This is a genomic window from Brevundimonas subvibrioides ATCC 15264 (genome assembly GCF_000144605.1).
GTDB classification, from domain to species: Bacteria; Pseudomonadota; Alphaproteobacteria; order Caulobacterales; family Caulobacteraceae; genus Brevundimonas; species Brevundimonas subvibrioides.
On the sequence record NC_014375.1, the window covers coordinates 535,441 to 548,679 of the forward strand.

Here is a 13,239-nt window from a genome sequence, read left to right on the forward strand (position 1 = left end):
GCCTAGCGCGGGAAGTGCGCGGTGACGATGGCTCCCGGCGCGGCGTCATCAATCGTCATCCGTCCCCCGTGGCGACGGAGGATGGCGCGCACGAAGGCCAGCCCCATGCCGTGGCTGTCGGTCCCCTCGACCCGGGCCGGAACGGGCCCGGACATGCCCGGGCCCTGATCGGCGATGGAGATGGCCACCTCGTCGTCGGCGGCGAAGGCCCGCAGCGTGACCGTGCCGCCCTCGGGCGAGAACTTGACCGCATTGTCGACCAGGTTGGCCACCGCCCTTTGCAGCAGGGACCGGACCCCCAGGACGGAGACGGGCTCGCCCCCGGCGACGATGCGGATGCCGCGCATGTCGGCGATGGGCTGGTACAGCTCCACGCAGGCCGCGGCCAGGACGTCCAGCCGGACGTTTTCGAACAGCCAGGCCTCGCCGTCGCGCAGGGCCATCGCCTCGTTCATGGCGCGGGTGATGTCGGCCAGATCCTGCTTGGCCTCCTCGCCCAGTTGGGCCCGTTCGGCCGGGTCGTCGGCCTCCATCAACCGGTCCAGCCGCAGCGAGGCGCGGGCCAGGGGCGTGCGGAAGTCGTGCGCCAGCTGATCGGCCGAATCCCGCAGCCAGCTCAGCAGCTCCTCGAGCCGGTCCAGCGTCCGGTTGACCTGGGTCGACAGGGCGGTCAGCTCGGGCGCGACCGCCACGTCGGGCGCGCGGCGCGAGAAGTCGCCGACGGCGGCCCGGTCGAGGGCCACGCTGACCTCGGTGATGGCGCTGGTCAGGCGACGCCGGGCGAAGGTCGCGGCGGCCAGACCCGACACCAGGATCAGGGCGCCGGTCAGGGCGACCGACAGAACCGCCCAGCGCCACGCCACGCCGGCCGGATCGACCACCCGGCCGACGATGACCTGCAGCGCGCCGACCGGGCGTTTGACGATCACCGCCTCGATGGCGCGGGCCGGGCACAGCTGGCCGGGGGCGAGCCGGACCAGATAGACCCCGGACCCGAGCCGCGACAGCCGCTCGACCCGCACGGTCTCCAGCGCCGCCAGTCCGGCGGGCTTGCCCACCGGGGCCCGGATGAAGCGCACGCCCGCGCCGCCCCGGCCGGTGCGGCAGGTTTCCTCCAGGGTGATGGACTCCCGGCTGGGCCCGTCCTGGAAGGCGCTGAGGAAGGCGGACCAGTAGGCGGCGTCGGACTCCGTCATCTGCTCCCCGCCGGCGTCCGGCGGCAGCTTCACGGCGATGGCGGCGAAGTCGGCCAGGGCGGCCAGGGCGGCCTGCTGGCGCTGGTCCAGCCGCGCCGCCTGTCCGGTGATCAGAAGCGATCCCGTCAGGGCCAGGGCGGCCATGATGGCCAGCGAGGCCGCAAGCTGGGTCGAGGTTCGCTCCGCCAGCCAGCGCCGCCAGCCGGACCCGCTGTTCCAAGGGGTGGAGTGGCGTCGCAAGCCCTCAGCCTGCGTCGAGGTCGCGGAAGATCAGGCTCTGGCTGCGGGCCGAGACGATCAGGGGATGCAGGTCCTCGCCCAGCTCGGGGGCCTGTTCCTTCAGCCGGCGGCGCAGGGCGCTGATCCGGGCGTCGATGATGTTGACGAAATTGTCCGGCAGGAAGGTCCACTCGATCCAGCACCGGTCCCACAGCATGGTCTTGGTCACCGGCTGGCCGCGGGCGGTCATCAGTTCGGACACGATGGCGAACTCCAGCGGCGACAGGTCGATCAGCCGCTCGGTCCCCTCGACCGTCAGCTTCAGCGTCCGGGCCCCCGGCGACAGGCGGAACGGGCCGTTGATCAGGTCGGTGTTGGCGGGCCGGGCCCGACGCGCGACACGACGCAGCTGGGACGCCACCCGCGCCAGCAGTTCCTCGTCGCCGATCGGCTTGGACAGATAGTCGTCGGCCCCGCCCAGCAGGCCCTCGACCCGCTGGCGCTCGCCGGTCAGGGCGGTCAGCATCAGGGCGGGCGCGTCGCTGGAGGGGCCGGATGTCGTGCGCAGCCGCTTCAGCGTCTCCAGTCCGTCGAGGCCGTTGGTCATCCGGTCCAGGATCAGCACGTCATAAGGATGGCTGCCGGCCATCTGCAGCGCGGCCTCGCCGGCGTCGACGCGGTCCACGATCTCGAAACCGGCCTTCAGCAGGCGGTCGGCGACGTGGTCGGCCAGGGCCGGGTCGTCTTCCAGCAGCAGGGCGCGACGGCCGGCGAAGACCTCGGCCAGGGCCGCGAACGGATCCGTCTCCGCCGTCGTGTCGATCTCGACCGTCGTCATCCGCTCGTCCCCCGTACCGGCGTTCACGATAGAAGCCTGATGCGGAATCACAACGGCGCATGGAATGATCGTTCCTGACCGCAACGCTTGGGCAGGCTCCGCGTTTGCAGGGGCCATTGCAGAGGTTCCCCATGCGCCAAGCCGCCCTTCTCGTCCTCGCCGGGCTCGCCGTCACCGGCTGCCAGACCGCGCCGGTCGCCAACGCGGAGTTCCTCAGCGGCTATGACGGGCTGGTCACGCGCGAGGACACGATCCGCGCGTCGATCCGCCAGCGGCGCGACGACGCGGTCGCGGCCACCATCGACCGCGTGCATCTGGAGCCCAGCCAGTTCGTGGGCACGGCGGGGAGCAACCTGACCGAGGTGGAGCGGGCCCAGCTGCTGCGCGAGGTCGATCGCCAGATCTGCTACGAAGTCAGCGAGCGGTTCACCGTGGCCGCCGAAGGGCGCGATGTGGCGCGGCTGCGGACCGGGGTGGTCGATGTGCGCCCGACGGGATCGGTGGGATCGGGCGTCGCGGCCGTGGCCAACATCCTGATCCCGGGGCCCGGCACCTTCCGGGTTCCGGGCACGACCGGCGGGCTGGCGGTGGAGAGCGAGCTGATCGGACCGGACGGACGCCAGGTCGCGGCCCTGGCCTGGGCGCGCAACGCCAACACGGTCGGCACCGACGCGCCGTCGCTGTCGCGCATCGGTGATGCCCTGCAGATGGCCGAGCCGCTGGGCGACGAGATCGGCGACACGATCTCGCAGCCGGACCGGACCGTGCGCGACATCCCGAACCCGGATCCCTGCCTGTCGTTCGGCCCCCGGACCCAGCCGGTCGGCTTCGTCACCCGCGCGGTGACCGGCCTGTATGTGCCCCAGGTCAACACGGGCTCGACCCCGGCCCAGGACACGCCGCGTCCCTGACGGCTTGTCGCCGTCCGGCGGCGTGATAGCCTCCCGACCGGCGCAAGGCCCGCGCCGGTCGGGAGGCCTTGTCATGTCCATGCTTGCCCTGATGGCTGCGCTCGCGGTCCAGACGCCTGTGCTGGCCGATCCGGCCTCGCCCGAGGCGGCCGCCGTGATGGTGCCGGTGAACGGCGTGTTCGCCGCCCTCGCTGCCCGCGACGGCAGCCTCGTGGCCCCGCATCTGGCCCCGGAGGCGCGGATGATCGTGGCGGTCGAGCGCCCGGACGGCACCGCCACCGTCCAGACGCTCGCCGCCGAGGCCTTCGCCGCCGGCCTGCGCCCGGGTCCCGAGCGGTACGAGGAGATCATGCCCGATCCGATCGTCGCCATCGACGGCGACATCGCCATGGTCTGGGGCCGCTATGTCTTCAAGATCGACGGACGGGTCAGCCATTGCGGCTCCGACCATTTCGACCTGATCCGCCGCGACGGGGTGTGGCGCATCGCCGGCATCACCTGGAACCAGCGCACGACGGGGTGCGAGGTGTAGTTTGGATGTTCGTCACAGCCGTCCTGATCGCCCTCAACGGCCTTACATGGGGCTTGTGGACTCTCGCAGGCGCATCGAGCGGAGCGAACAATTTAACCCAAGCGATTTGGTACATTTATGGCCCGCTGGTCGTCCTGATCTGCACGACTCTGCTTCCAACAGCCGCGCTGATCGTCGGGTTATGTCGTGGCGGAAGGTCGCGCGCTATTCTCCGAGCCGCGCTTCTATGGAGCGTCTTCGGATTCTTCCCGTACGCCTGCATGTCCGGCGGGGGTGTATGACGCACCTTGCGCTCAAGCAGCGAGACGCCGCGCTTCGAGCGGTAGCGCCCTCTAAAAAGCGCTCTCGCCCGTAATCGCCCGGCCCAGGATCAGGGCGTGGACGTCGTGGGCACCCTCGTAGGTGTTCACCGTCTCCAGGTTCATGGCGTGGCGCATGACGTGGAGTTCGCCGGTGATGCCGGCGCCGCCGTGCATGTCGCGGGCCTCGCGGGCGATGGCGAGGGCCTTGCCGCAGTTGTTGCGCTTCATCAGGCTGATGGCCTCGGGCACGAAGGCCCCGGTGTCGAGCAGGCGGCCCAGCGCATAGGCCCCCTCGAAGCCCAGGAAGATCTCGGTCTGCATGTCGGCCAGCTTCTTCTGCACCAGCTGGCGCGACGACAGCGGACGACCGAAGAGCATCCGTTCTCCGACGTAGTCGCGGGTGGCGTGCAGGCAGAATTCGGCGGCCCCCATTGCCCCCCACGAAATGCCGTAGCGGGCCTTGTTCAGGCAGGAGAACGGCCCCCGCAGCCCCTTCACGCCGGGCAGAAGGTTGGCTTCGGGCACGAAGACGTCGTTCAGGCCGATGTCGCCGGTGATCGAGGCGCGAAGGCTGAGCTTGTCGCCGATCTTGCCGGTCGTGAAGCCCTCGAACCCGCGCTCGACGATGAAGCCGCGGATGACGTCATCCAGCTTGGCCCAGACGATGGCGAGGTCGGCGATGGGGGAGTTGGTGATCCAGTATTTGCCGCCGTTCAGGCGGTAGCCGCCGTCGACCTTGACCGCCTTCGTCTTCATCGAGGCCGGGTCCGAGCCGCCGTCGGCCTCGGTCAGGCCGAAACAGCCGATCAGCTCGCCCGCCGCCATCCGGGGCAGGAAGCGCATCTTCTGCTCCTCGTTGCCGAAGGCGTAGATGGGGTACATGGCCAGGGACGACTGGACCGACATGGCGGAGCGGTAGCCTGAGTCCACCGCCTCGATCTCGCGGGCGATCAGGCCATAGGCGACGTGGCTGACGCCCGAGCCGCCGTACTGTTCGGGCAGCATGGCCCCCAGGAAGCCCATCTCGCCCATCTCGGTCATGATGGCGCGGTCGAAGGTCTCGTCGCGGAAGGCGGCGACGACGCGGGGCAACAGTTTTTCGCGGGCGTAGGACCGGGCCGCGTCCTGGATGGCGCGCTCGTCATCCGTCAGGCGTGACGCCATGTCGAACGGGTCGTCCCAGCGGAAGGTCTGCGTCGAAATCGGGCTGCCGTCGGCCATGTCAGAGGCTCTTTTACTGGAGGATCAGCCAGCCCGTTTAGGCCAGAACGGCCGCGGCCGGAAGGGCGCTGCCGCTCGGCTCGCCCCCGGTCCGATCTGCGATCGGCCGGAGGCCAGGCTACGCCTCGCGGCTTGAGCGCGGCTCCCTGAGTCCGGTTCGGCCCTGCCCGATCGGGCAGGGCCGAACCCGTCCTATTTCAGCGCTGCCGAGTCCAGGTTGAGGTCGGACAGGGCGATGACCTCGACGTCGGGGTGTCTGGCACGCAGCGCATCGATGAACTGGGCTGCGTCCCCGACGATGACCAGGCTGGCCCGGTCGACCGGCAGGTGTTCGGCGAAGGCGGCCTCGACCGCCGCCCCGTCCACCGCCTCGACATTGCTGACATAGGCCGACAGTTCGCTCATCGGCAGGTCATACAGCGCCAGGCCCGCGACCAGTCCGCCCAGCCCATCCACGGTTTCGAGCTGGTTGCCGAAGGCCCCGGTCAGGATGGCCTGACGGGTGGTGATCTCGGACGCGGTCGGCTGGGTGGTCGACAGGCGGGTGACCTCGGCCAGGATCAGGTCGGCGACCTCGGCGGCGGCGTCGTTGCGGGTCTGGGCGCTGGCCGTGAACAGGCCGTCGTCGCGCCGCACGCCCAGTGACGAGCGGGTGCCGTAGCTGAGGCCGCGCTTGATGCGGATTTCCTGGTTCAGCCGCGAGGTGAAGCTGCCGCCCAGCAGGGTGTTGCCCAGCGTCAGCGGGAAATAGTCCGCGTCGGTCCGCGACACGCCGCGCAGGGCCACGGTGACGGCGGCCTGACCGGCCCCCGGCTGGTCGATTACGACGATGCGGGTCGGGCGAGGCTCACCGGCCGGGGCGGTGGCGGCGGGCGCGGCGGTCGCCGGGGCCGTCCAGTCCCCGAAGGCCGACTGGGCCAGGGCGCGGGCGTCCATCTCGTCGATGTCGCCGGAGAAGACGAGCGTCGCCTCCGACGGGCGATAGCGGGCGGCGTGGAAGGCGGCGATGTCGGCGCGGGTGATGGCGGGCAGGGTCGTCAGGGTGCCGGACGCCGGCGCGCCATAGGGGGCCTCGCCATAGACGACGCGCCCGGCCGCCTGGGCCGCGACCTGGCCGGGGGTGGTCAGGGCGATGCGCAGGCCGTCGAGCGTCTGGGTGCGCTGACGGTCCAGTTCCTCTTCCGCGAAGGTCGGATTGCGCACGAGGTCGGCCATCAGGGCCACGGCCTGCGGGAAGACGTTGGCGGGGGCATTGGCCGAGACGTTCGAGAAGTCGGCCCCCGCGCCGGCCCCGATCGAGGCCCCCAGCTGTTCGATCTCGGTGGCGATTTCCGGGGCCGAGCGGGTCGTGGTGCCCTGGGTCAGCAGGGCGGCGGTCATGGAGGCGACGCCGGCCTTGCCCGGAGCCTCGTCCGCCTGGCCGGCGTCGAAGCTGAGACGGGCGGAGACGAGCGGCAGGCCTTCCTTCTCGACCACCAGCACGCGCAGGCCGTTGTCGAGGCGGAAGTCCGCGACCGGCGGGGTCGCGGGCGAGACGGCGGCGGCGATCTCGGGCAGGGGCGCCCGCTCGGCTTCCGGCAGCAGGGTCAGGATCTCGCCGACGGGGGCGAGGTCGGCGACGGTGACCGGGGCGGTGACGTCGGTGACCTGTTCGCTGACGGGGTTGGCGTCGTCGGCGTTCAGGTAGCGGATGGTGACGCCGCGCTGGTCGGTCAGGTAGCGGCGGGCGACGCGCTGGATGTCGGCGGCGGTGACGGCCTGGATCTCGGCGATCTCGCGGTCGGCGACGGACGCGTCATTGGTCTGGATCAGGGCGAAGCCTAGGACATTGGCGCGGTCGTCGATGGTCTCGCGGCTGCGCAGGGCGTCGGCCACGAGCTCGTTCTTGGCCTCGGCCAGCTCGGCGTCGGTGACGGGCTCGTCGCGGAAACGGGCGATCTCCGCGCGCAGGGCGGCAATGCCCTCGTCGGGCGTCTTGCCGCCGGCCATGATGGCATAGGCGGACATGTAGCCGGCCTGCTGGACGAAATCGGGGCTGGACGAGGCCTGGGCCGCCAGCTGCTGTTCATAGACCAGCGAGCGGTACAGCCGCGAGCTCTCGCCCGTCGACAGGATGCCGTCCAGCACGGTCAGGGGAATGCGGTCGGGGTCGCGATAGGCCACGGTCGGCCAGGCCAGGACCACGGCGGGCAGGGCCACGTTCGGGGCGTGGAAGGTGAGCTCGCGCGGGCCGGTCGGTTCGGGCTCGACGACATTGTTGACCGGCAGCGGGCGCTCGGGGTTGGGGATCGGCGCCAGGTACCGGTCGATCCAGCCGTCCAGCTGGGCCTGGTCGAAATTGCCGGCCACGATCAGGAAGGCGTTGTCGGGGCGGTAGTAGGTGGCGTGGAACCGACGCACGTCCTCGATGGTGGCGGCATCCAGATTTTCCAGCGAACCGATCACGCCGCGGCGGTAGGGGCTCTCCTGATAGATGGTGGCGGGCACGAACAGGCTGAACAGGCGGCCATAGGGCTGGGCCAGGACGCCCTGGCGGTACTCCTCCTTGACCACGTCGCGCTCGCTTTCGAACACGTCCTCATTGACCACCAGCGAGCCCAGGCGGCTGGCTTCGGCGAAGATCAGGCGCTCGAGGTGATTGGCCGGGATGGTCTCGTGATAGGCGGTGACGTCGTCACTGGTGAAGGCGTTGTTGTTGCCGCCCACGTCCTCGGTCAGGCGGTCGAAGGTCTCGTCCGGAAAGTCCTTGGTGGCCTTGAACATCAGGTGTTCGAACAGGTGGGCGAAGCCGGAGCGCCCCTCGGGATCGTCCTTGCCGCCGACCCGGTACCAGACCTGGACCGTCACGTTCGAGGTCGAGGTGTCGCGCGAGGTATAGACGTCCATGCCGTTCGGCAGGGTCCGCTTGACGAAGCCCAGCGGCGGGACCTCGATCGAGGCGGGCGCCGGGCTCGGCGTCTGGGCCATCACGGGCGCGGCGGACAGCAGGGCGAGGGCGGCGACGGCCGACAGCAGGCGGGACTTCATGGCACGGGCTCCGGGGGAATGCCCCGAGAGCGTATCAGGGCTGGCGGGCGGTGTAAGTTACAGCGGTGTAATGTCGTTCACCGCCCGAACACGTCGACCCCGACCGCGCCGTCCGGGGTCAGCCAGGCGCGCTTCATGCCCTGGCTGTTGAAGGGGTCGGCGCGGTGGCCGTGGGCGTCCAGCGCGATCAGGCCGCCGTCGCCGCCCAGGGCGCCGATCTCGGCGATGGTGGCGGCCGTGGCCTCGGTCAGGGACTGGCCCGAGGCCACCCGCCAGTCGACGCCGGCGGCGGCGTTGGTGCGGATGAAGTATTCGCCCTGGCCCGTGCAGGAGACCGCGACCCGGTCGGTCGCCCAGACGCCCGCGCCGGGGAGGGGGGTGTCGCCCACCCGGCCCGGCAGTTTCCCGAACACGCCGCCGGTGGAGGTGCCCGCCGCCAGCCGACCGGCGCGGTCCAGCACGCAGCAGCCGACCGTGCCGTGCGACAGGGCGGCGGTCCGGCCCTGGCCGGGGGGATGATTGTCCTCGCCCTGACCGGCGCGCGTGAACCAGGCGTCGGCGTCGGTGATGGCGTCGAGGCCGTGTTCAGCGGCGAAGGCCGAGGCCCCCGATCCGGCCAGCAGGACGTGGGGGCTGTGGTCCATGACGGCGCGCGCGGCGCGGACCGGGTTGCGATAGCCCTGGAAGGCGGCGACGGCCCCGGCGCGGCGGGTCCCGCCGTCCATCAGGCTGGCGTCCAGCTCGTATTCGCCCGCCAGATTGGGCGAGGCCCCGCGGCCGGCGACATAGAGGCCGGAATCCTCCAGCAGCACGATGGCCTCGACGACGACGTCCAGCGCGGCCGCGCCGTCCGCCAGCCGGGCCGCCATGGCCTCGACGACCTCGCGCATGTGGGCGGTCTCGGGCCCGTAATCGCGACCCCGCCGCGCCCCGGCGCCGCCGTGCAGGATGAGGGCGGGTCCGGGCATGAGCGTCTCCTGATACGGTCGCCTCTTTCAATCGGGCGTGGCGCTCTTTAGCGTCGGCCACACCCGAGAACCACCCTGACAAGCGGGCCTCAAGCAGCGCGAACGCGCGTTAGGCCCGCCGAGCAAAGCGAGACCCGAAGAATGCGCGCAGTCCTGTCCAAGACCGTCGGTGGTCCCTCGTCCCTGGTCGTGGAGGAGGTCCTCGATCCCACGCCGAAAGCAGGCGAGGTGGTGATCGAGGTCAAGGCCGTGGGCGTCAACTTCCCAGACACCCTGATCATCGAGGACAAATACCAGTTCAAGCCGCCCCGCCCCTTCTCGCCCGGCGGCGAGATCTCGGGCGTGGTCGAGGCGGTCGGCGAGGGCGTCAAGGGCGTCTTCAAGGGTGACCGGGTCATCGCCATGACCGGGTGGGGCGGCATGGTCGAGCGGATCGCGGTCAATGCCCAGACCCTGATCAAGATGCCGGACGCCATGTCGTTCGAGGAGGCCGCCGGCCTGGTGATGACCTACGGGACTTCCTTCTATGCGCTGAAGGACCGGGCGGGGCTGAAGGCGGGCGAGCGGCTGCTGGTGCTGGGCGCGGCCGGGGGCGTGGGCGCCGCCGCGGTCGAGCTGGGCAAGGCCATGGGGGCCCAGGTGACGGCCGCCGCCTCGACCAACGACAAGGTCCAGTTCGCGCTGGAACTGGGGGCCGACAACGGCCTGATCTATCCGTCCGGGGCGATGGACAAGGCGGCGCAGAAGGAGCTGTCGGGCGAGTTCAAACTGGCCTGCGGCAAGGACGGACCGGACGTGGTCTATGACGGCGTGGGCGGCGACTATGCCGAGCCGGCCCTGCGGTCGATGGACTGGAACGGCCGCTATCTGGTGGTCGGCTTCCCGGCGGGCATTCCGTCGTTCCCGCTGAACCTGACCCTGCTGAAATCGGTGTCGGTGGTCGGGGTGTTCTGGGGCGCGGGCATGGCGCGCGATCCAGAGGGGCACAAGGCCAATATGGCCCAGCTGATGACCTGGTGGGCCGAGGGCAAGATCAAGCCGCGGGTGTCGCGGACCTTCCCGCTGGAGCGGGCGCACGAGGCGATCCAGGCCCTGTCGGACCGCACCGTCATGGGCAAGGTCGTGGTGACCGTCGAGTCGTGACGACGCTCTCGACCGCGCTGGATGTGGCAGGCGCGTCGCAGCGGCTGGCGGCGACCTCGCGGGTGCGCCTGCCGGGCCTGCTGCAGGACGGCGTGGGGGCGCTGTACGACGCGGTGACCGATCCGGGGATGCTGTGGATGCGGGCCATCCACAATCCCTGGAACGCCGAGGTGCCGGTGGCCCTGTTCGAGGCCGAGCCGCTGGACGAACAGGCCCGGCTGATCGCCCTGGCCCACGAAGAGGCGACGGACGGGTTCCAGTTCATCTTCGACCGGCTGAAGCTGGGGCAGGCGCGGGCCATGGGCCTGACGATCCCGCAGCCGCTGTACGACCTGCACGCCTGGTTCAACTCGGAGGCCTTCCTGTCGTTCGCACGGGCCCTGACCGGGGACGAGCGGATCGCCTATGTCGACGCCCAGGCGACGCGGTATCTGCCCGGCCATTTCCTGAACCGGCATACGGACGAGCACGTCGATGCGGGGCGGCTGTATGCCTATGTGCTGAATCTGACGCCGGACTGGCGGGCGGAGTGGGGCGGGCTGCTGATGTTCCTGGAGGCGGGCGAGGTCGTCGAGACCTTCCTGCCGGGCGCGGGGACGCTGAACGTCTTCCGGGTGCCGCAGAGCCACGCGGTGTCGATGGTGGCCCCGTTCGCGGGCGTGCCGCGCCATTCGATCACCGGCTGGTGGCGGACCACCCCGCCGCCGGGAGGGCAGGGGTGACTCCTTTGCGCCTGTCGCCGGATCTCGACGCCGCCGCCCTGGCCCGGGCCTTTGCGGCGGGCGGGCAGCGGCTGCATATCCCCGGCATCCTCATGGCCGGGGACGCCGATGCGGTCGAGGCCGTGCTGGCGGCGGAGCGGCGCTGGAAGACGACGGTGGCGGCGGGCGGGACGTTCCTGGAGCTGCCGCTGGACGGGCGGCTGGCCGAGGATCCGGCCCGACAGGCCTGGCTGGACGAGGCGGCCGTGGACGGGTCCAGCCCCCTGACCCAGTATATCTTCGACACCCGCCGCCTGACGGCCGAACGCGACCATGGCACGACCGGTGGAGACGCGGCCGATGCCGTGCTGGACTGGCTGAACAGCGAGGCCTTCATCGCTTTTGCCCGGACAGTGACAGGCGACGACCGGATCGACCTGGCCGACGCCCAGGCCTCGCGCTATCGGCCGGGCCACGTCCTGACCAGCCACAACGACGTCTCCCCGGGCAAGAACCGGCTGTACGGCTATGTGCTGAACTTCAGCCGCGACTGGCGGGCGGACTGGGGCGGGAACCTGGTCTTCTACGGCGACGACGGACATATCCAGCACGGCTGGGCGCCGGCGTTCAATGCGCTGAACCTGTTCGTGGTGCCCACCCGTCATGCGGTGACCCAGGTGGCGTCCTTCGCGGCGCGGGACCGGCTGTCGATCGTGGGGTGGCTGAGGTCGAACACCGCGATCGGACCGCAGAGCCGGGGGAACGTGAAGTCCTATTAGGGCGCTGTCGCTCGCCGCGCGGCGGCTCGCTGCTTGAGCGCGGCTACTGATCCCGCAGGCGGTCCAGCGCGCGCTCGGCGGCTTCGCGGTGACGCTTCCTGATATTGGCCCCCATGGTGGCGATGACGGCGGTGATGACGGCGGCGTCGTCGGTGAAGCCGATGCCGGCGAGGATGTCGGGGATGGCGTCCATCGGCAGCACGAAATAGGCCAGCGCGCCCATCATCACCCCCTTGGCGGCCAGGGGCGTCTCGGGGTCGCGGGCGGCGAAATAGACGCTGATCATCTGGTTGGCGAAGGGGATGCGGGCGGCCACGCGCCCGACCTTGGGCCAGAAGCCGGTCTTGACCCGCACCTCGTTGACCCGCTGGACAGCCGGCAGCAGGGCCTTGGACGGATCGATGGCGTCCTCGGGCGACATCGTGCCCGATGCGGGTTTGGCGTTTGCGGTCATGGCGGCTAAATCCCCCCGACTTTCAGAAGTTCAAACGACATATAGGGACGGACGCCATGAAACTCGACAGCAGCATCGCAGCGGTGGTCACGGGCGGGGCCAGTGGCCTGGGCGAGGGCACGGCGCGCGCGATCGCCGCCACGGGCGCCAAGGTCGCCCTGTTCGACATGAACGCCGAAAAGGGCGAGGCCATCGCTGCCGAGATCGGCGGGATCTTCTGCGCCGTGGACGTGACCGACGACGCCTCGGTGGCCGCCGGGTTCGAGAAGGCCCGCGCCGCCCACGGCCAGGAGCGTCTGCTGGTCAACTGCGCCGGCATCGCCACGGGCCAGAAGACCGTCAGCCGCAAGAAGGACAGCGGCGAGATCCGCGCCCACGACATGGCCAGCTTCGAGCGCACCGTGCGGGTCAATCTGTTCGGCACGTTCCGGGTCCTGTCGCAGTCGGCGCTGGGCATGGTGACGCTGGACAAGATGGAGGACGGCGAGCGCGGCCTGATCGTCAACACCGCCTCGGTCGCGGCCCAGGACGGACAGGTGGGCCAGGCGGCCTATTCGGCGTCCAAGGGCGGCGTTTATGCCATGACCCTGCCGGTCGCCCGCGACCTGGCCCAGGAAGGCATCCGGGTGAACACCATCCTGCCCGGCATCATGTGGACGCCGATGATGGCCGGCATGGACCAGAAGATCCAGGACGCCCTGGCCGCCCAGATCCCCTTCCCCAGCCGTCTGGGCAAGCCGTCGGACTATGCCTCGCTGGTGCTGGAGCTGGCCCGCAACGTCTACATCAACGGCGAATGCATCCGGCTGGACGGGGCCATTCGCATGGCGCCGCGCTGACGCGCGGAAGAGCGCTATCGCTCGCCGCGCGGCGGCTCGCTGCTTGAGCGCAAGGAAAGTTGCTCAGGGGACTTGCGATCCGTCGCCCGTCTCCGCTACAAGCCCGCCT

At 70.5% G+C, this 13,239-nt stretch carries 12 protein-coding genes; 6 read left to right on the forward strand and 6 right to left on the reverse strand.

What is annotated here, in order from left to right:
- Positions 1-2: 2 nt before the first annotated feature.
- Complete coding sequence (locus BRESU_RS02670; protein WP_013267952.1) at positions 3-1,436, reverse strand: sensor histidine kinase; 1,434 nt, start codon at positions 1,434-1,436, stop codon at positions 3-5.
- Positions 1,437-1,440: 4 nt separating this feature from the next.
- Positions 1,441-2,280 carry a response regulator transcription factor gene (locus BRESU_RS02675; protein ID WP_013267953.1) on the reverse strand — a complete coding sequence of 280 codons (840 nt, stop codon included), beginning with the start codon at positions 2,278-2,280 and terminating at the stop codon, positions 1,441-1,443.
- Between the two features lie 104 nt (positions 2,281-2,384).
- On the opposite strand from BRESU_RS02675, the gene BRESU_RS02680 reads away from it, so the two are divergent.
- Positions 2,385-3,164 (forward strand): DUF3313 family protein, encoded by a 780-nt coding sequence (locus BRESU_RS02680; protein WP_013267954.1) that lies wholly within the window; start codon positions 2,385-2,387, stop codon positions 3,162-3,164.
- A 73-nt stretch (positions 3,165-3,237) separates the two neighbouring features.
- On the forward strand, positions 3,238-3,696 hold the full coding sequence (locus tag BRESU_RS02685) for a nuclear transport factor 2 family protein (RefSeq protein ID WP_013267955.1): 459 nt from the start codon (positions 3,238-3,240) through the stop codon (positions 3,694-3,696).
- A 332-nt stretch (positions 3,697-4,028) separates the two neighbouring features.
- On the opposite strand, the gene BRESU_RS02690 is transcribed toward BRESU_RS02685, so the two are convergent.
- From BRESU_RS02690 to BRESU_RS02700, 3 genes are all read right to left on the reverse strand, one after another.
- A complete protein-coding gene (locus BRESU_RS02690) occupies positions 4,029-5,219 on the reverse strand; it encodes an acyl-CoA dehydrogenase (RefSeq protein ID WP_013267956.1) in 1,191 nt (396 codons plus the stop codon).
- 192 nt (positions 5,220-5,411) lie between these two features.
- Positions 5,412-8,246, reverse strand: a complete 2,835-nt coding sequence (locus BRESU_RS02695) for a M16 family metallopeptidase (protein WP_013267957.1) — start codon at positions 8,244-8,246, stop codon at positions 5,412-5,414.
- Positions 8,247-8,323: 77 nt separating this feature from the next.
- Positions 8,324-9,214, reverse strand: coding sequence for an isoaspartyl peptidase/L-asparaginase family protein (locus tag BRESU_RS02700; protein WP_013267958.1), 891 nt, complete (start codon positions 9,212-9,214; stop codon positions 8,324-8,326).
- 141 nt (positions 9,215-9,355) lie between these two features.
- Here BRESU_RS02700 and BRESU_RS02705 point away from each other — a divergent pair, with 141 nt between their 5' ends.
- The 3 genes from BRESU_RS02705 to BRESU_RS16755 are packed head-to-tail and all read left to right on the forward strand — an operon-like array spanning position 9,356 to position 11,837.
- Complete coding sequence (locus tag BRESU_RS02705) at positions 9,356-10,357, forward strand: NADPH:quinone oxidoreductase family protein (RefSeq protein WP_013267959.1); 1,002 nt, start codon at positions 9,356-9,358, stop codon at positions 10,355-10,357.
- A complete protein-coding gene (locus tag BRESU_RS02710) occupies positions 10,354-11,079 on the forward strand; it encodes a 2OG-Fe(II) oxygenase (protein ID WP_013267960.1) in 726 nt (241 codons plus the stop codon). Before BRESU_RS02705 ends, BRESU_RS02710 begins: the two co-directional genes overlap by 4 nt.
- Positions 11,076-11,837, forward strand: coding sequence for a 2OG-Fe(II) oxygenase (locus tag BRESU_RS16755; RefSeq protein ID WP_013267961.1), 762 nt, complete (start codon positions 11,076-11,078; stop codon positions 11,835-11,837). Before BRESU_RS02710 ends, BRESU_RS16755 begins: the two co-directional genes overlap by 4 nt.
- Before the next feature lie 43 nt (positions 11,838-11,880).
- Here BRESU_RS16755 and BRESU_RS02720 read toward each other — a convergent pair whose 3' ends face one another.
- Positions 11,881-12,291, reverse strand: a complete 411-nt coding sequence (locus BRESU_RS02720; RefSeq protein ID WP_013267962.1) for a YkvA family protein — start codon at positions 12,289-12,291, stop codon at positions 11,881-11,883.
- A 56-nt stretch (positions 12,292-12,347) separates the two neighbouring features.
- Here BRESU_RS02720 and BRESU_RS02725 point away from each other — a divergent pair, with 56 nt between their 5' ends.
- Complete coding sequence (locus tag BRESU_RS02725) at positions 12,348-13,130, forward strand: SDR family NAD(P)-dependent oxidoreductase (protein WP_013267963.1); 783 nt, start codon at positions 12,348-12,350, stop codon at positions 13,128-13,130.
- Positions 13,131-13,239 lie beyond the last annotated feature (109 nt).

Bases quoted from the DNA above. Each gene is read 5' to 3' on its own strand.
- BRESU_RS02700 (WP_013267958.1), bottom strand. From the start codon at position 9,214: ATGCCCGGACCCGCCCTCATCCTGCACGGCGGCGCCGGGGCGCGGCGG.
- BRESU_RS02690 (WP_013267956.1), bottom strand. From the start codon at position 5,219: ATGGCCGACGGCAGCCCGATTTCGACGCAGACCTTCCGCTGGGACGAC.
- BRESU_RS02720 (WP_013267962.1), bottom strand. From the start codon at position 12,291: ATGACCGCAAACGCCAAACCCGCATCGGGCACGATGTCGCCCGAGGAC.
- BRESU_RS02705 (WP_013267959.1), top strand. From the start codon at position 9,356: ATGCGCGCAGTCCTGTCCAAGACCGTCGGTGGTCCCTCGTCCCTGGTC.
- BRESU_RS02685 (WP_013267955.1), top strand. From the start codon at position 3,238: ATGTCCATGCTTGCCCTGATGGCTGCGCTCGCGGTCCAGACGCCTGTG.
- BRESU_RS02725 (WP_013267963.1), top strand. From the start codon at position 12,348: ATGAAACTCGACAGCAGCATCGCAGCGGTGGTCACGGGCGGGGCCAGT.
- BRESU_RS02695 (WP_013267957.1), bottom strand. From the start codon at position 8,246: ATGAAGTCCCGCCTGCTGTCGGCCGTCGCCGCCCTCGCCCTGCTGTCC.
- BRESU_RS02680 (WP_013267954.1), top strand. From the start codon at position 2,385: ATGCGCCAAGCCGCCCTTCTCGTCCTCGCCGGGCTCGCCGTCACCGGC.